This is a genomic window from Bizionia sediminis, assembly GCF_042684585.1.
Classification (GTDB): Bacteria; Bacteroidota; Bacteroidia; order Flavobacteriales; family Flavobacteriaceae; genus Algorimicrobium; species Algorimicrobium sediminis.
Map to the genome: position 1 here is coordinate 70,001 of NZ_JBHULS010000006.1, position 17,960 is coordinate 87,960.

Genomic DNA, 17,960 nt, shown 5'->3' on the forward strand with positions numbered 1-17,960 from the left:
ATTTTCACGCTATTTTTTTACCATAAACACATATTTGTATGAGTGATAAAGCGAACCCTAAAAAGCAGGGTCAAATAAATATAGAGATTGACGAGAAAATAGCGGAAGGAACCTATTCCAATCTGGCTATAATTAACCATTCTGTATCCGAATTTGTGGTAGATTTTGTGAGTATCATGCCGGGTACACCTAAAAGTAAAGTAAAATCGCGTATAATTTTAACACCACAGCACGCCAAACGTTTGTTAAAAGCTTTAGGCGATAATGTAGCGCGTTTTGAAAATGCGCACGGCGAGATTAAAGATTACGAGCAACCACCAATACCCTTAAACTTTGGCCCAACTGGTCAGGCATAAAACGATTGTGTGTTAACGCTTTTGCAAAACACCTATTAAAAAACCTGTTATACCATTAAATATGATATTATGCGTATATAATCCATAAGCGCAAATTGGCTGTAAGGTATAAAACAATGCTAACAAAAGCATTGAAAATAGTTTAGCAATGCTTTAAGGCTATAAAGCTTTGGCTTCATGCCTAGCATTAAAAAATCCTATTACCATTAAAAGCTAATAGGATTTTTTAGTTTAACTAGCTTGCTTTTTATGATAGCTAAATTGCAGGGCACCCGACGGACATTTTTTTATTTGAGAAATAATATTGGCTGTCGTGTCTGCTTCCAAATTAATCCATGGAATAACGGCTTGCCTAAATACATGCGATAATTCGCGCGCGCAGTGCTCGGCATTTATACAAACTTGCGGGTTGTAGGTTACAGTAATTTCCTTATTACGAAACACATGATTGGGGTTTTCATAAGGCAGTAGATTTAAAGGTTAACGCTTTTAATTTCTGACTAAATAGTGCGGTAAACGGCATTATTAATCGATTAAATGTAGTAAAAAATCGATAAACTTCAAAATTGCCTGTAAAATATTCGATAAAAGACACGCTTTTATCAATTTTTAAAACTCCGATGTTAAATGAAATGTAATATTTGGATATTTTTCCTGTGTCATTTGTAAGGAAAATGGCGAATCTGCCAAAAACACTAATTGGTCTTGTTTATCTTTGGCTAAAAACCGTTGTTTCACACGTAAAAATTCTTTGTACTCGTCACTTTTTACATCTTTGGCTTCTACCCAACAAGCTTTGTGCACATTTAAGTTTTCATAGGTACATTTTGCACCGTATTCATGCTCCAAACGGTATTGAATTACTTCGTATTGCAGCGCTCCAACAGTACCAATAACACGTCTGCCGTTAAGCTCTAAAGTAAATAATTGCGCTACACCCTCGTCCATTAACTGATCGATGCCTTTGTATAGTTGTTTCGATTTTAACGGATCGGCATTGTTTATATACCTAAAGTGTTCTGGACTAAAGCTTGGTATTCCTTTGTAATGAATAGTTTCACCTTCGGTTAGTGTATCGCCTATTTTAAAGTTTCCGGTGTCATGAAGCCCTACAATATCTCCTGGATAAGAAATATCTACAATTTCCTTCTTCTCTGCAAAAAATGCATTCGGACTAGAAAATTTCATTTTTTTGTTATTTCTAACATGTAAATACGGCTTGTTACGTTCAAAGGTACCCGATACTATCTTTATAAAGGCCAATCGGTCTCTGTGATTTGGGTCCATATTAGCATGTATTTTAAATACAAACCCAGTAAAGTCTTTTTCGTCGGGTTGTACCAAGCGTTCTTCACTTTGTTTTGGTCTAGGTTTTGGAGCAATTTCTATAAAACAGTCTAATAACTCGCGTACACCAAAATTGTTTAGAGCAGAACCAAAAAACACTGGCTGTTGTTGCCCTAATAAATAGGCTTCTTTGTTAAATTCTGGATAAATACCTTCAACCAGTTCCACCTCGTCCTGTAATGTCTTGGCTGCTTTACTACCAACTAACTTATGCAAGTCATCCGATTTTAAATCGGATATCTCAACAGTCTCTTCAATATTTTTCCGACTGTCTCCGCTAAATAAATTAATGTTTTTTTCCCATAAATTATAAATACCTTTAAAATCGTAGCCCATGCCTATAGGAAAACTTAAAGGTACTACCTGTAATCCTAGCTTTTGTTCCACTTCGTCAAGCAAATCGAAGGCGTCTTTACCTTCTCTATCTAGCTTGTTTATAAAAACAATCATGGGGATATTGCGCATGCGACAAACTTTAACCAATTTTTCAGTTTGCTCCTCGACACCTTTTGCAACATCAATAACCACAATTACGCTATCTACCGCTGTTAATGTACGGAATGTATCTTCGGCAAAATCCTTGTGGCCGGGCGTATCTAAAATGTTTATTTTTATACCTTCATACTCAAAAGCAAGGACGGAGGTAGCAACAGAAATACCACGTTGGCGCTCAATTTCCATAAAATCGCTGGTAGCCCCTTTTTTAATTTTATTACTTTTAACGGCGCCTGCTTCTTGTATGGCACCACCAAATAGGAGTAATTTTTCGGTTAGCGTGGTTTTTCCCGCATCTGGATGCGATATAATACCGAAAGTTCGGCGTCTGTTTATTTCTGTTTTAAAACTCATATACTCTTGTAAAATGGTTGCAAATATACGTTTTAAATACACATATTTAAACAGGCTTATTGGGCTTTTTAAATTTATGAGAAGATTAGCATAGAATTACAATTTTAGGTGGTATTTTTGCTCAACTATGGAAGAACAGGTTATTTTAGTAAATGAAAAAGACGAGCAAATAGGGCTAATGGGCAAAATGGAAGCTCATGAAAAAGCATTGCTTCACCGCGCGTTTTCGGTATTTGTTTTTAACGATAACAACGAGTTAATGTTGCAACAGCGCGCAAGTCATAAATACCATTCACCGGACTTATGGACAAATACATGCTGCAGTCATCAACGAGAGGGCGAAAGCAATATTCAAGCCGGTAAGCGCCGTTTAATGGAGGAAATGGGTTTTGTAACCGACCTTAAGGAGTCTATTTCCTTTATTTATAAAGCGCCTTTTGATAACGGTTTAACCGAACATGAGTTTGACCACATTTTAATAGGCTATTATAACGAAGAGCCCCAGATTAATCCAGACGAAGTTGCTGCGTGGAAATGGATGAGTTTGGAAGCCGTTAAGGCAGACATCTTGGCTAATCCGGGTGTTTATACGGCCTGGTTTAAAATTATTTTTGAAAAATTCTATGAACATATAAATATTACAGAAGCATGAAAGTAACAGTTAGTAGAAAAGCGCATTTTAATTCGGCGCACCGTTTGTACAGGAAAGACTGGAGTAATGAGAAGAACGATGCTGTGTTTGGCAAATGTAATAACCCAAATTATCATGGTCATAATTACGATTTAATTGTAAGTGTCACGGGAGAGATTGACCAAGAAACGGGCTACGTTATTGACGTGAAGGTTTTAAAGGATTTAATAAAATCGGAAGTAGAAGATGCCTTCGACCACAAAAACTTAAATCTAGATGTACCGGATTTTCGCGATTTAAACCCTACTGCAGAGAATATAGCTGTTGTAATTTATAATAAATTACGACCTCATTTAGGTGCTCACTTAGATATGGAAGTAACACTTTACGAAACACCACGAAACTTCGTAACATATTCGGGTAAGTAAGTTTATATGGCAAACAAGTTATATCCCATAAAGTTTGAGCCCATATTAAAAACAAAAATTTGGGGAGGCAATAAGCTAAAAAACATGCTTAATAAAAATGCTTCTAGCCCTAATGTTGGCGAGAGTTGGGAAATTAGCGATGTAGCGGGTTCACCTTCGGTTGTTGAAAATGGGATTTTTAAAGGACAATCTATTAAAACATTGCTCCATACATACCAAGCAGAATTAGTAGGGGAGAAAAACTACCAGCAGTTTGGCAATACCTTTCCACTGCTAATTAAGTTTATTGATGCCAAGTCCGATTTGTCTATACAGTTGCATCCTAACGATGCCTTGGCGGCCAAACGCCATAACTCTTTTGGGAAAACCGAAATGTGGTACGTGATGCAGGCCGACAAAGATGCTAAACTAATAGTTGGGTTTAACCAGCCAATGGACATAAACACGTATCAAGAACATTTAAAAAATAAAACGCTACCAGAAATTTTGAACTTCGATTTCGTAAAAACCGGCGATGCATATTTTATTGACGGAGGCAGAATACATGCCATTGGTGCGGGAGTTTTAGTAGCCGAAATTCAACAAACTAGCGATATAACTTATCGTATTTACGACTGGGATCGGGTAGATGATACAGGAAATCCAAGAGAACTTCATACCGATTTGGCTTTAGAAGCGTTTAATTTTAATATGCCAGAGGATTTTCGGATTAATTATAATAAGGAGCCAAATAAAACCAACTTTATGGCTTCGTGCCCTTATTTTACTACCAATTATTTACGCATCACGGAAACGCTGTTACGTGCCAATACATACGACTCATTTATGATATATATGTGTGTAGAGGGGCATGCTACCATTACAGCAAACGGTGTTAGCCAATTGGTAGCAATGGGCGAAACAGTATTAGTACCAGCCAGTTTAACGGAAATAACACTAGCGTCCAGCCATGCTACTTTACTAGAAATTTATGTGTAACAAACCCTGTAAAAGGGCATTGTAATCATGCCGTTGCATTGTCGGGAATACAATTAAATTACCTACTTTTGTAAAAATTTTTAAACCTTATTATTATGGCAAATAAAAGAGATCTTAAAAAAGACATTAATTATGTTTTAGGAGATATTATTGAAGCAGTTTATGTGTGGGAATACACCAATACAGATAAAGATACAAAAGCTGGCGAGGCTATTATAGATGACGCCATTGCTACATTCGATTCGTTAATAGCCAAGGTAAACGACCGAAGTGCACAAGATAAGAAAGCGCACTTTAAGGCTATTAATACAGAGCTTGAAACTAAAGGGCGCGAATTGATTGAAAAAATTAACCAATTAGGCTAATTTTTTTAAAAAAATAGTTGCAAATAAAATTTTGAAGATTATATTTGCAGCCTGTTTGCCGATGTAGCTCAGCTGGCTAGAGCAGCTGATTTGTAATCAGCAGGTCGTGGGTTCGAGTCCCTCCATCGGCTCTTTTATTTAACTCCAATGCTTTACAGCTTGGAGTTTTTTTATGCCTAATAAGTCCTTCACTATAAGACATAAAAAGTTACAAATAATGGGTGTTTTCCGCAGTGTATAACTCATTTTAAACACAAAACAAGCTAGCCTGCACTGCCTATAAATTTTGAATACACTGGTAGTTACTGTGGGTATTTTAAAAATATAGAAATAGTTTTTTTAGTAAGTCTGCAGGGTAATTAACGTAACGCACTAGCAAAAAAAAAGACCCTTTGCGGGTCTCTTTTGTTATTGTATTTCTTGTTTACGCTTTGCTATATAAGCATCCAATTCTCTGCCGTATTTGGTTGCTTTAATCTCTGGGGTTAAGGCGTTATTTATAGTGTCCAACCATTTTATTTGTGCGTCATAAATTTCTGTTAAGGCTACATAAGGTGCTACGGCACTGTTGTTATTTCTGATAGCAAAATTGATGGTGTACAGGTATTTACTTTTAAGTAAATTTTGGAAAGCCTTTGCATTTTCGGCAATTAGTAGGGAATCGTTTTGTTTTTTAGCGTCTAATTCTCCTTTAATTAATTCTAAATTTTTATCGTTGTAACGCGCCATCATTTTTAAATACTCTTGAAAAAGGGCTTGTTGTTCCGAACCTTCAATTGTGGGATTTAATTCAAAATTTTTTAAAGTTGTTTGTATACTAGTAACTCCCTTATCCGCAAAAAAAGGAATTTTGCCATAAGCATCTTTATTTGTTTTATTTAGATGCAGAAAAAACACTTCAGGAGACTCAATTTCTGAACGAAGTTCGAAGTTAGGATTGCCATTCACCTGCACAGAATCTACATTTATGAATACCGAATCTTCTATTTTTTGTAAATAAACAGTACCTTTTTTTAAATCTTTAATTGTTCCTTTTACAATTAGGTTGTTCGTATCCTTTGTACAAGAAGCCAATGTGAGTAAACCAATAAGTGTTAAAATATGTTTCATGTTTGGTAAAAAATTAGAGAGGCCAAATATCATATAATTATTTTTTAAATACTAGCCAACAGCCGCCAAACGCATTAAAATAGTACAACCTATTGCAGCAATGGTGCCAATGGCGTAACCAAATACAGCTAACAGAACGCCTACTGTTGCTAATGATGGATGAAAAGCTGAAGCAACTATAGGCGCAGAGGCCGCACCGCCAACATTAGCTTGACTTCCAACTGCAAGAAAAAAGTAAGGAGCACGTATTAGTTTAGCCATAATTATAAGCAGTATAGCATGGATGCTCATCCAAATTAACCCTACGGCTATAAGCCCAGGATTGTCGAATATAGATGCTAAATCTATTTTCATACCAATGGTGGCTACCAAAATATATATAAATACCGATCCAAATTTACTGGCGCCCGCACCTTCATAATTTTTTGCTTTGGTAAAGGACAACAAAATGGCTATAAGTGTTGCAATACTAATCATCCAGAAAAACTTGGAGCTTAAAAACGTAAACGTACTGCGCATAGTTGGGGACTCCATATTACCAACAATTTTATTGAATAATGGCGATAAAAATTCCGATCCTATATGGGCAACACTTACAGTTCCAAACGCAATGGCAACAATAAGCATAATATCTGTTAATGATGGGTTTCGTTTTACGCTTTGTTCAAACGAGGATACTTTTGCTTTTAAGGCTTCTATGGCACTATTATCTGCTCGTAACCATTTATCGATGGCTTTGGAACGACCAATGCCAATAAGAATAATAGCCATCCAAATATTGGCTACAACAATATCTACAAATACCATTTTGCCGTATTCTGCTTGGTTGTAACCGTAAATTTCTAGCATAGCGGTTTGGTTAGCACCGCCGCCAATCCAACTGCCAGCAAGTGTTGAAAGACCGCGCCACACGGCATCAGGGCCAGCACCACCAACAGTTTCTGGCGATACTATAGAAACAAGTAAAATAGCAATAGGACCACCAATTACAATGCCTAAGGTACCCGTTAAAAACATAACTAGAGCTTTCCAACCTAAATTGAATACAGCTTTTAGGTCGATGCTTAAGGTCATTAACACCAGTGCAGCAGGTAGTAAATATCTACTAGCCATGTAATATAAGCTTGTTTTTTCTTTGGTTACTTCGCCTGTAGCTGTTACGGTTTCCCATTCTGGAGCAATAAGTCCGGATGTGGTAAGCACGGCGGGAAGCATGTAGGCCATAAATAAACCCGGCACTATTTTATAAAACTTGGGCCAGAAACCCGTTTTAATAGATTCGGTGTAGAAAATAAAACCAAGGGTTAGCATTAAAAGGCCAAATACAATGGTATCGCTAGTAAATAAGGGTTCTTGCATGATTAATTAGTTTGAGGGTGCAAAATACCAAAATAAACGGGTTTAAAAAAGCAAGTTCAAGGCATGCTTTTGTGGATGGTTTATTTTTTTTATCAACACGGTTTGTTGGGTACCAAAACCATACTGGTTTTTTTCTTTTTTTATCCACTTCATTTTTAAAGCTTTTTACTTACACGAAAAGTGGTTTAGTGAGTGCTTTTTTTTCGTGGTACATTAAAATGTTTTCACTAGTGGCAGCAATACGGTGTTTGTACTGCAAATAAAGTTTACCATTAGCAAACTGATTTATCACAAAATTTACAAGATTGTTATGAGTGCATCTGGGGTGTTTGGTGTATTGGCCATATTTTATGTAAACAGGGAACATAAATAATATCTGGTTTTATTTTTCCTTTATGAAATTTTCCAGCGTATTAATAAGCATTTCCGATAGCGGAAAATCCGGATTTGTATAGGAACTGATGTTGTCTGCATCTGCCTCTATATGCTTAAGAACATGATTCATATTGGGTATAATAACTAATTTCGCCTGTGTGTTTGCTTGTTGTAAATTTTTAGCATCGCTTTCAAAAACTTGTAAATCTTTGGTGCCATTAATTATTAGGATGGGAATTGTTAATTTTTTTAGCTCTTCAACGGGGTTATAAGCCATCCAACTTATGAAAAAAGGTAAATTAGGTTTAGAAAAAATACTACGTAATTTCGGGTCTACCTGACTTACACTACCGGTTTCTTTTAGTTCCTTAAAGTGTTCTGCTGCTGTGCTTCCTAATGTGTCGTTTTGAATAGTTAATTGTTTAACAATAGCCACATCTACGGGTTCTGAAGGGCCTGCTAATGATACAAACTTATCCACCTTATCTGCTGCTAACATAGCCACTAACGATCCTTGACTGTGGCCAATTAGGGTAATTCCAGAAAACCGCCTATCGTCTTTAAAATTGTTGATAGCTATTTTAGCATCGTCTGCAAAGCGCTGAAAATTTAAATCGGCCATCATAAAGCGCAGATTTACCCAATTAGCAGAGCGTTTATCGTATCTGTAAAACGCAATTTCTCGTTTGTTTAAACTATCGGCAAGCTGCTTAATATAGTTAGCATTTACCGCTCCTAACTGATTTCCGTTCCTATCTACATTACCAGAGCCGTGAATAAAAATTACCAAGGGTTGTTGTTTAATAGCTTTGTTATAACTTAATGTTCCGGGTAAAATAATACTGTCATTTTTTAACATAACAGCTTCTTCAACTATGGAATCTTGAGCAAATAGGGTTGGGCTACTAATTAAAATTAAAAGGAAATAAACATGAATTTTTTTCATAATAAATGAAAGAGGTTACAGTTGGCGTAGTTGCCTAACCAAATAATTTTGCGTTTAAAATAATGAAAGATAAACTAATTTGTTAATTTTTACACATAATGTTATGTGTTTATATACAGCTTCTGCTTCAACTAAATGTTTTTAGGCGGCGTGTTGTTATGTAAAATTGTCATGTAGTTACATGTAAAATACCGATACACCTTAAAAATTTTAGGCGATATGCGTTGCCAACCTTGCTTGCTATTAAAACGTGAAAACCACAAAGTAACTAATTACAAATTTACACGGTAATAAGCTGTTTTTACAGCGAACAGTTTGCAATCAATATTTTTGGCACGACTATTGCTAATAGTTTAGTGCTGTTGTAATTTAGTTTACAAGTGTGGTTACTTGATAATACAACAGTAGATTTTCATATTTTTGGTTGGTTAGTAAGAAAAGCACTCTTTGTTTAAGGAGTGCTTTTTTTGCTTTACAAGTTTGTGGCTATCATTTTATAAAATCTTGCAGGGCGCTAATAAGTTTGGGAGCTAGTGGTCTAAACGATTCGTTATACGATTTTGAATTTTCCAAATCGCCACCTTCAATAATAAAAAGAACGTGATTCATATTTTGAATACTTACCAAATTACTGTTTGTTGCAGCTTGGTGAAGAAGTTCTGCTTCATGCATAGATACTTGTAAATCTTTGGTACCGTTAACAATAAGTATTGGTAAATTTAAATTGCTAATAATTTCTGTTGGTTGGTATTGCATCCAATTTGCTATGAAGTCCTGCGTATCTAAACTAAAAATATTACTTAATGCTTGCGGGTAGTTAGCGGTGGTTTTACCCGTACGTAAGACATTAAAAACACGCTCGGCATCTGTTTTTAAGCCTGGTGCTGTTTGTTCTATTTGCTCTAAAATAACAGCGTCTATAGGTTTGGCCGAACCTGCTAACGATACAAAACCCGTAACATGTTCGTTAATAGCCAGCATACCCACTAGACTTCCTTGACCGTGCCCAACAACATAAATGTTTGTATAATTGGCTTGGTTAACAAAATAATTAATAACGTCTTTAGCGTCCTTTACATAATCGTCAAAAGATAAACGGGCATTAATTCGGCCCTTTTTTATTTGCTTAACAATCCGTTTGTCGTAACGAAATGAACTAATGCCCATGTTAGCAAAACTATAAGCTAATTTTTTTAAGTTATTATTTTTTTGAAAATTTTGGTTTCCATTTCTGTCTGTAGGACCATAATCGCCAATAATAATGGCAAGTATATTTTTCTTGGCATCTGCTGGTTGCAATAAGGTTCCATCTACAAATGGTGTTATTTCAAGTTCTTCTTGGGTGTGGCTGTTTTCCTGTGCATATGTTAGCTCCGAGAAAAACATAACCATGCAAAGTGTACTTATTTTAATGATAAGTGTAAAAGGTTTTAGCATGCGTATTTAAATTTTTTATCCTAACGTAAAAATACATCTTTTATGATACATCCAACAGTAAAATCCTTCTGCTCACCAATAGGAAACCCATTGTGGCGTTCATTCGTTTTTCTGGTAAATAAATAAAGTGCTGGAACCCTGTTTTGATACCATATTGAAGCACTTACATATCTATAGGAAATAGGGACAACTAAACTTTTTTATGTGGCATAGTTTAGATTTTACAAAAATTAAGTTTTTATAAAAAAAATGGTTTTGGTCGGATAATTATGCTATTTAATCCGATTTTGTTAAAATTTTATGTATTTCATCGAATTAATAAACCTTTTATCGCTTTATTTTAATAAAAAGTATACATTTGGATCGTTCTAAAAAATATATGTTTTAGTTCAAATGGATTAATTAATTAGTATTTGCACTTTGTCGTTGATATGAGTCGCCCTAAATCTAAACGCATAGTAATTGCAAATAAAAAGAAACCGAGGTTGAGGGACCTCGGTTTTTTATTGAACCATATGCCACAAATTATTCTATAAAATATGCCTAAAAGTTAAATTTATTCGTGCCCCAATATTCTTTTTTGTTTTTGGTATTTGATGCAGCCAATAATGTTGCATTTCGCCACTCATAACCAATAAGCTTCCCGACTCTAGCACCAGTTTGTGCTTTTCTGTTTTAATATCTTTATGTTTAAAATGAAACACTCTAGGAGCACCCAAGCTAACCGATGCAATTACTGGATTAATACCTAATTCTTTTTCATTATCAGCATGCCAACCATTACTATCGCTACCGCTTCGGTATAAATTGAGCAATACGGTGGTGAAATTAGTTTGGGCCTCATTTTCAACGGCTGTTTTTATAGCCTTTAATGTAGGCGTAAAAGGCTTGGGGTGCATTGTAATGTTGGAGTAGGAATAACTTTTATTATTTGTAGCATACAAAGCGGTTAGTCGCGGCTGTGGGTATGTTTTACCAAAAACAGTTATGGTATCATGCTGCCAAGCAATGTTATTTTGTAGCTCATGAAATAGCTGTTGTGCAGTGTCAGGATTATAAAAATTAGGTATGTACACGAGGTCTGCCTGCGGTAAGTTTAAAACGACTTTTTGGGATTGAAATAAATTCATATCTTGGCTTCTTATTCAAATTATTTTTAAGCTATGATCAACAAAGTTATATTATTCGTTTTAATTTTATCCAGTTATACCTTTGCTCAAAAAAAAACATTACCCGACGGGTTTGTTTACGGTACAGATTTAATTCCTAATATTGATGTAACCTTGCGTTATTTTTCAACCAATAATTTTGTTGGCGATACCATTACAGGCTATCAGGCCAACACGCTTATAGTTACAAAACCAACTGCCGAAGCACTTAAAAAAGTACAAGCAGAATTGGCCAAAGAACAGCTTGGTTTGCGTGTTTATGATGCCTACAGACCACAACGCGCCGTAAATCATTTTATAGCTTGGGCTAAAAACCTAAACGATACACTCATGAAACAATCTTTTTATCCGAAGGTGGAGAAGCAACATTTGTTTCGCGATGGGTATATTGCCTCAAAATCTGGGCACAGTAGGGGGAGCACCGTGGATGTTACAATTATAGATTTAAAAACAAACAAAGCTTTGGACATGGGAAGCCCCTACGATTATTTTGGTGAAATGTCTTGGGTGGCCCATAAAAACTTAACGCCATTACAGAAAAAGAATCGAGCGCGTTTACAAAAGGTTATGCGAACAAATGGCTTTAGAAACTACGCTCAAGAATGGTGGCATTTTACGCTAAAAAATGAACCATTTCCAGACACCTATTTCGATTTTGTAGTGGAGTAGATGCAGCTTATTAAGCCTGTTTTGTGAGTTGCTAAAAGTTTAAATTTTAAACACCACACATTACTATAAATAGGTATAAGCCCAATACATTAACCCAAATTGAAGCGGTAAACGAAGCCATAAAATCCATTTTGGTATGCCTGCAGAAGCTTTCGGCTCGGTTATCATGTAAACATGTACAAGTAAAAAAACCACTAACATGGCTATAATACCGTAAACAGCTATTGCTTTAGTGGCACCAAAAAAGAGGCCAATACCCAAAACAATTTCAGCTAAACCACTAGCATAAACCAATAGCTTATGGGCAGGTAAATAGTTTGGCATGATACGGATGTAAATGTTTGGTTTAATAAAGTGCATGATGCCAGCCAATATGTACATGACCGCCATTATATATAAATGCCACGGATTATTCATTTTCGTATATTTTGTAGGTAAAACCAATACCGTAATTGGTTAAGCCTTTTTTTAATAAACCAGAATCAATATTGCCTGGCTTAAATTGTACCCATTGGTTACCATTAATAAAAACGCGTTTAATATAGGTATTATAACTTTTTATAGCATTTGTAAATGGCAGTAAGGGTCTAAAATTGGTTGGGATTTTTACGGTTCCTCTCGGACTTTTAATTTCTTTGTATTTTTTGTTAGGCAGTAACTTACCAGCCTTATCTGTGTAACCTAAAACTTGAATAGAAACAAAAAAACCGGTGTCTGGAATGGTAATTTGATACGGACTAACATCTAAATTATAAACATCGCCTCCTTTTTCGGTGGCCCTAAAAACAATGTTTTCGTAGCTTAACACTTGCCCAGGAAGGCCATTATTATTTTTGTAAAATTTCACTTTAAACAAGGTGGAAAAAGGTTTCTTTTCGGCGTTTTTGCGTTTGCGCTTGTTCCAATCTACAGATTCCAAAGTTACTGGAAAATGAATCGTGCTTAACTTGGTAAGTTCTTTGTGGGGGTTGGGAAAGAACACAGCTATTTCCGATTCAATTGTTGGCAACCAACAAGCGTAATAATCATCGTCTAAATAAGGTTTTAAAGTTTCTTCTTTATATTTACGGCCTTCCGCAATTAGGACTACCTCATCTAGCGTGCTTATTTCTTCGGTTAACAATACCGTTTTGCCTAAATTGGCAGTAAGTACGGTTTTATTGTGGTAACCCAAAGCCGACACAAAAAGTGTGTCTACATCTGGGTATCTGGTTTTGTTAAATATAAATAGGCCTTCATCGTCTGCAAATAAACCTTGTCCATCTCCAAATGAAATGGTGGCATAGCTTATTGGTGTTTTTGAATTGTTGTCTAAAACCGTTATCTGGCTATATGCCGAGACAGCAATAAATAAGCAACAAAATTGAAAGAATATCTTAAACATAAATCATATAATCAATTTAACCTTAAAGGTACCAATTTAAAATACTTTTAAAAAGTAAGCTTGCGTTAGGCTACAATAAATAATTTAATTGGTAACTAAGATTGTTTCTTTTTCTGAAAATACGTCCTATAATTAATTGAGGTGCCGCATTTAATACCAGCGCTTTTTTTTCTTTTTGGAAGCTGTACTTTTTCTGTTTTTTTTGTGTTTGGACTTTTGTTGTTTTGGTTTGTGTGTAACTGCCTTTTCCTTCGGGTTTAAAGGATACGGATTATTAGTAGCCTCGGGAATGTGGCTTTGCAAAAGCGTTTCAATTTTACCGACGTATGTTTTTTCATCTGGACCACAAAACGAGTAAGCTACGCCAGTGCTTCCGGCTCTTCCAGTTCTTCCAATACGATGAATATAGGTTTCTGGAACGTTGGGTAAATCGAAATTAATTACTGTATCTAATTCGCTAATATCAATTCCTCTAGCAGCTACATCGGTAGCTATTAAAATGGAAACAAGTCCGTTTTTAAATTTTTTAAGAGCCTCTTGCCGGTCGCTTTGCGATTTATCGCCATGAATAGTAGCTACCTGGTAACCATTTTTGCTTAAGGCACTTTCTAGTTTATCCACACCAAATTTAGTGCGTCTAAAAATAAGTATATTTCCTTTTACGTTATTACGCAACACATGTAAACACAATTCAATTTTGTGGCGTTTTGGGACATAATAAATTAGCTGACTTATATTTTTAGCTGTTATGCTAGAATTGGTAATGGCTACTCGTTCTGGATTTTTTAGGACAGTGTTGGCTAACTGAACAACTTTATGAGGCATGGTTGCCGAGAATAAGAGCGTTTGTCTGTTGGTTGGACATAGTTTTGCTATATGTTGCACATCGTCTATAAACCCCATGTCCAACATAAGGTCGGCTTCATCAAGAACTAAAATATTTATGTCCGATAAACTTAAGAGTCCCTGTTTTTCTAAATCTATTAATCGACCAGGTGTGGCAATTAAAATATCTACACCTTTCGTTAAAATGTCTATCTGGGGCTTTTCCGAAATACCACCAAAAATAATAGCGGTGCGCAGGTTGGTATGACGCGCATAGGCTTTAAAATTATTTCCAATTTGCAATGCTAGTTCGCGCGTTGGGCTTACAATTAACGCTTTTATAGCTACGGGGCGAGGTGTTTTTACTGTGTTGCTTTCTAATAATTGTATAATAGGAAGTGCAAAAGCAGCGGTTTTACCTGTTCCTGTTTGTGCCGACGCAATAACATCTTTTTTTGCTAAAACCAACGGAATTGTTTGGTTTTGAACCAAAGTAGGTTGTGAATAACCTTGTTCTTCTATGGCTTTTAAAAGGTTATCAGACAGCTTTAAATCTTTAAATAACATGCGTGTGTATTTGGCACAAAGATACACGAAAACTTTGGTGTTTAGCGTGTCACGCATAGGTGGTTTTACAGCATGGTATAAAAAAACACCTAATTAGATTGAAACTCTAGTTAGGTGTTAAAAATTTGTTATTGAATTAGTTTTTAAAACTGATAGGAAAGGCCCACGTTTGCAAACCCTTTGTAGCCTACACCTAGTTCTACCACAGCGGCTAATGCTTTTCCAAAGCGGAAACCTAGTGCATTTATCTGAAAATTTAAATACGTGGTATTATCCTTCTGCGTATTTTCCGGCGAAGTGTTTTCTGATGATGCTGTAGATAAGGCAAGTGCACCACCCGAGTACATTTGGAACCAGGTATTGGCTATATAATGATACTCTGTACCAACGCCAATGGTTAAATAAGTACGCTTTGATTCGCCTACTTTAGTGTTATTTAAAATAAGGTCTCCTTTGTTACTTTCAAAGGAGCCATCGGCGTATACAAACCAGTTGTTTTCTAAAGCTCTTTTATAGGTTACCATAATTGCGGGTGTGCTGGTTTCGTTAGCGTAACTAGCCAAACCAAATGGCGCGGTAACAATGGTTTCTAAAATGTCTAAAAATTCGTTACTGGTACCAAAACCTACAGCAACAGAAAGATCGTTGGTTCCTTTTTCCTGAGAGAAAGTTGCAACAGATAGTAGACTTGCGAGTAAAAATACGTGTAATTTTTTCATGGTAATTGATTGATTAAAAGGTTAAGTTTTTAAGGAATGCTTATTATTCCTGTTTTTATGCGGGCAAAAATAGATAAAAATAAATAGAACCTGTGTATTTGTATGAATTTTGTGTTTTTTTAGGTAATTAATTGTGTTTATCGCAAAAAAAACAGCGGACGTCCAAGTAAGTGTCCGCTGTTTTTTAATGAAATAAGTTCTAAGAGAAGCGTTTGTAAAGGCTTCAGTTAGCCAATTTGTAATGGTAATTTTAGCTAGTAATTTTATTTTTTTCAATCAGGCTAAAAATACCATCGGTGCTGCGGTAAACTGTTACCTGCCATACTTCTTTGTTGGAAAGTGTTAGCGTAAAAGTAAAATTTAGGCCATTAACAACTTGTTTTTTTGCCTCGGATATGTGGGCCACAGAAACCTGATTGTTTATAGTTTGTGCTGCAAATGTAGCTGCCTCTTTAATATCTAAATCTATTTCGGAATCTGTATATGCCCCAACCATATGGCCTTTTTCATAAACCACCTTACCTTCTTTTATCGTTTCTAAAACTTGAATTTTATGTATTGTTAAGGGGTCTATTTTTAAGGGGTTTTTATCTAAAATAACAAAATCTGCTAGCTTTCCTGTTTCCAGCGTGCCTTTGTAATCTTCTTCAAAATGCTGAATGGCAGCCCATTCTGTTAAGGTTTTTAAACCCTCGTACGGTGTTAGGCGTTGGTCTGGGCCTAATACATAATTTGTACGTGTAACCCGGTTAACGGTAGCATCTAAAACCCGTAGCGAATTAGGAAATGTTACAGGAGCATCGTGGTGCGAAGTAACGGTTAAACCAGCGTTAAGGACATCGCGAGTTGGCGAAATATAAGCTGCGCGGGCTTCACCTAAAACAGATTCGCGGTGCCAATCGCCCCAGTAAAACGTGTGCATTGGAAACAAAGAAGGTAAAATGTTTAAGGATACTAAACTAGGAATTTGGTCTTTGCGCAAGGTTTGACCATGAATCATAACACTTCTATGGTCTGGATAACCATGTGTGTTTATGGCGGTGCGAATAGCGTTTAGATACTGATCTATGGCCCTATCTCCGTTGGTGTGTGCTATTATTTGCCATTTGTTTTTAAATGCTCTGGTTACATATGCCGTAGCTGTACTATCTGGTAAAATAGGATAGCCTTCATAACAACCGTCTTCCCCATCAGGGTTTACATGATAGCATTTGGACAACCAAGCGGTTTTTCCTTGTGGCGAACCGTCTAAAACAAGTTTCACGCCACCTATGCGATAATGGTTTTTGTAGCGCTTGTTGGTTGTATAAAATTCGGAATTCATAGCTTCGGCATTCCAAATAATATCCGGGTAAGACACGACATCAATAAAAAATTTATTTTGAGCCGCCGCTATTTTATAGGCGCTAGTTACATCGGAACTGCTTCGGCCGTCCTGTGCTGTTGTGTAACCGTATTTGGCATATTCTTCTTGGCCATTTTGTACACTTCTTAACTGAAGTTCTTCGTCGGTATTTTTTGTTAGAATGGGTAAAATAGCATCAAAAAAAGCAGCCTCCTCTAAAACGCCCGTAGGGTTACCATCCTTATCGCGTTTAATTTTACCTCCTGCTACGTCTTTGGTGTTTTTATTGTAACCCACCATTTCCAAGCCTTTACTGTTTAAACAGCCTAAATGAGTGGACTGATGAATAACCATGACGGGCATTGTGGTCGAGATTTTATCTAAAAGTTCGCGTGTTGGGTGTGTTTTCTCTTTTAGGCGGGAATCGTCGTAGCCATAAATCATAATCCACCCTGTTTTAGACATTAAAAATTTGCCGTTTTCTGTGGTCATCCACTCTTTGGCAACTTCAACAATACTATTAAAGTCATCGCCAGGACCATCGGGAGCAGGAAGTACATTAGCAGCCATTGCCAACATACCTGTATTATACATATGGCCGTGCGAGTCAATAAAACCAGGTAACAAGGTTGCTCCGTTTAAATCTTTTTTAATCGGATTTGTGCCAGCTATTTTAAAGGCCGACTCCTGGTTGCCTACAAACTCAATTTTACCTTGCTTGGAAACTAAAGCTTGGGCGTATTGCGGAATACTATCCACCATTGTAATAATATCGCCATTAAAATAAATAGTGGCAGGACTGGAAGGTTCGGTTTGTTTGGCAGTTGTTTTGGTATCCTTACAAGACATGTAAAATAGCGCCAATAACAACACCCCAAAAAAGGTATTTGTTTTCATAAGTTCTGGAATAAATTTGGTTGGTTATTGTGTTAACACGAATTTAGTTTTAATTTTCAAGCTTACAAAACGTTTATCCTACTGTAAACCAGAATAATTTCGTGTATTTTTTAATTTTTTCGTTTCAAGCGTAATTTTTGGAATTTTTTGTTAAGGTTAAGTTTGGCATTCACGATTTTTAGAAACACCTTTCGTTACACCTGA

At 36.1% G+C, this 17,960-nt stretch carries 18 protein-coding genes and 1 tRNA gene; 7 read left to right on the forward strand and 12 right to left on the reverse strand.

Annotation, left to right across the window (positions count from 1 at the left end):
* Positions 1 to 38 precede the first annotated feature (38 nt).
* A complete protein-coding gene (locus ACFSQP_RS11775) occupies positions 39 to 356 on the forward strand; it encodes a DUF3467 domain-containing protein (protein ID WP_376894748.1) in 318 nt (105 codons plus the stop codon).
* Positions 357 to 587: 231 nt separating this feature from the next.
* Here ACFSQP_RS11775 and ACFSQP_RS11780 read toward each other — a convergent pair whose 3' ends face one another.
* Together ACFSQP_RS11780 and ACFSQP_RS11785 are read right to left on the reverse strand one after the other, a co-directional pair.
* Positions 588 to 800 (reverse strand): (4Fe-4S)-binding protein, encoded by a 213-nt coding sequence (locus ACFSQP_RS11780; protein WP_376894751.1) that lies wholly within the window; start codon positions 798 to 800, stop codon positions 588 to 590.
* 165 nt (positions 801 to 965) lie between these two features.
* Positions 966 to 2,552, reverse strand: a complete 1,587-nt coding sequence (locus ACFSQP_RS11785) for a peptide chain release factor 3 (protein WP_376894754.1) — start codon at positions 2,550 to 2,552, stop codon at positions 966 to 968.
* 127 nt (positions 2,553 to 2,679) lie between these two features.
* Here ACFSQP_RS11785 and idi point away from each other — a divergent pair, with 127 nt between their 5' ends.
* From idi to ACFSQP_RS11810, 5 genes are all read left to right on the forward strand, one after another.
* Positions 2,680 to 3,204: an isopentenyl-diphosphate Delta-isomerase gene (idi, locus tag ACFSQP_RS11790; protein ID WP_376894756.1), complete on the forward strand. Its 525-nt coding sequence runs from the start codon at positions 2,680 to 2,682 to the stop codon at positions 3,202 to 3,204.
* A complete protein-coding gene (locus ACFSQP_RS11795) occupies positions 3,201 to 3,611 on the forward strand; it encodes a 6-pyruvoyl trahydropterin synthase family protein (protein ID WP_376894758.1) in 411 nt (136 codons plus the stop codon). The genes idi and ACFSQP_RS11795 overlap by 4 nt, the downstream gene beginning before the upstream one ends.
* Before the next feature lie 6 nt (positions 3,612 to 3,617).
* Positions 3,618 to 4,589 carry a type I phosphomannose isomerase catalytic subunit gene (locus ACFSQP_RS11800; protein WP_376894759.1) on the forward strand — a complete coding sequence of 324 codons (972 nt, stop codon included), beginning with the start codon at positions 3,618 to 3,620 and terminating at the stop codon, positions 4,587 to 4,589.
* A 95-nt stretch (positions 4,590 to 4,684) separates the two neighbouring features.
* Positions 4,685 to 4,954 carry a hypothetical protein gene (locus ACFSQP_RS11805; protein ID WP_376894761.1) on the forward strand — a complete coding sequence of 90 codons (270 nt, stop codon included), beginning with the start codon at positions 4,685 to 4,687 and terminating at the stop codon, positions 4,952 to 4,954.
* 57 nt (positions 4,955 to 5,011) lie between these two features.
* Positions 5,012 to 5,085, forward strand: a tRNA-Thr gene (locus ACFSQP_RS11810).
* Between the two features lie 277 nt (positions 5,086 to 5,362).
* Here the strand turns inward: ACFSQP_RS11810 and ACFSQP_RS11815 are convergent.
* The 5 genes from ACFSQP_RS11815 to ACFSQP_RS11835 form a co-directional block, all read right to left on the reverse strand.
* Positions 5,363 to 6,064 carry a DUF4369 domain-containing protein gene (locus ACFSQP_RS11815; protein WP_376894763.1) on the reverse strand — a complete coding sequence of 234 codons (702 nt, stop codon included), beginning with the start codon at positions 6,062 to 6,064 and terminating at the stop codon, positions 5,363 to 5,365.
* A gap of 51 nt (positions 6,065 to 6,115) precedes the next feature.
* On the reverse strand, positions 6,116 to 7,423 hold the full coding sequence (locus ACFSQP_RS11820; RefSeq protein WP_376894765.1) for a DUF819 family protein: 1,308 nt from the start codon (positions 7,421 to 7,423) through the stop codon (positions 6,116 to 6,118).
* 382 nt (positions 7,424 to 7,805) lie between these two features.
* On the reverse strand, positions 7,806 to 8,744 hold the full coding sequence (locus ACFSQP_RS11825; RefSeq protein ID WP_376894767.1) for an alpha/beta hydrolase: 939 nt from the start codon (positions 8,742 to 8,744) through the stop codon (positions 7,806 to 7,808).
* 489 nt (positions 8,745 to 9,233) lie between these two features.
* Entirely contained in the window at positions 9,234 to 10,181 is a 948-nt protein-coding gene (locus ACFSQP_RS11830; protein WP_376894768.1) for an alpha/beta hydrolase, read from the reverse strand.
* Between the two features lie 530 nt (positions 10,182 to 10,711).
* Positions 10,712 to 11,311, reverse strand: a complete 600-nt coding sequence (locus ACFSQP_RS11835) for an alpha-ketoglutarate-dependent dioxygenase AlkB family protein (protein WP_376894770.1) — start codon at positions 11,309 to 11,311, stop codon at positions 10,712 to 10,714.
* A gap of 33 nt (positions 11,312 to 11,344) precedes the next feature.
* On the opposite strand from ACFSQP_RS11835, the gene ACFSQP_RS11840 reads away from it, so the two are divergent.
* The gene (locus ACFSQP_RS11840; RefSeq protein WP_376894772.1) at positions 11,345 to 12,019 is read left to right on the forward strand and encodes a M15 family metallopeptidase; all 675 of its coding nucleotides are present in this window, start codon (positions 11,345 to 11,347) and stop codon (positions 12,017 to 12,019) included.
* 63 nt (positions 12,020 to 12,082) lie between these two features.
* Here the strand turns inward: ACFSQP_RS11840 and ACFSQP_RS11845 are convergent, their stop codons facing one another.
* From ACFSQP_RS11845 to ACFSQP_RS11865, 5 genes are all read right to left on the reverse strand, one after another.
* The gene (locus ACFSQP_RS11845; RefSeq protein ID WP_376894774.1) at positions 12,083 to 12,436 is read right to left on the reverse strand and encodes a DoxX family protein; all 354 of its coding nucleotides are present in this window, start codon (positions 12,434 to 12,436) and stop codon (positions 12,083 to 12,085) included.
* Positions 12,429 to 13,403, reverse strand: coding sequence for a carboxypeptidase-like regulatory domain-containing protein (locus ACFSQP_RS11850; RefSeq protein ID WP_376894775.1), 975 nt, complete (start codon positions 13,401 to 13,403; stop codon positions 12,429 to 12,431). The genes ACFSQP_RS11845 and ACFSQP_RS11850 overlap by 8 nt, the downstream gene beginning before the upstream one ends.
* Before the next feature lie 150 nt (positions 13,404 to 13,553).
* Complete coding sequence (locus tag ACFSQP_RS11855; protein WP_376894777.1) at positions 13,554 to 14,795, reverse strand: DEAD/DEAH box helicase; 1,242 nt, start codon at positions 14,793 to 14,795, stop codon at positions 13,554 to 13,556.
* Positions 14,796 to 14,938: 143 nt separating this feature from the next.
* The gene (locus tag ACFSQP_RS11860) at positions 14,939 to 15,514 is read right to left on the reverse strand and encodes a hypothetical protein (protein WP_376894779.1); all 576 of its coding nucleotides are present in this window, start codon (positions 15,512 to 15,514) and stop codon (positions 14,939 to 14,941) included.
* Between the two features lie 250 nt (positions 15,515 to 15,764).
* Positions 15,765 to 17,756: an amidohydrolase gene (locus ACFSQP_RS11865; RefSeq protein WP_376894780.1), complete on the reverse strand. Its 1,992-nt coding sequence runs from the start codon at positions 17,754 to 17,756 to the stop codon at positions 15,765 to 15,767.
* Positions 17,757 to 17,960: the final 204 nt, after the last annotated feature.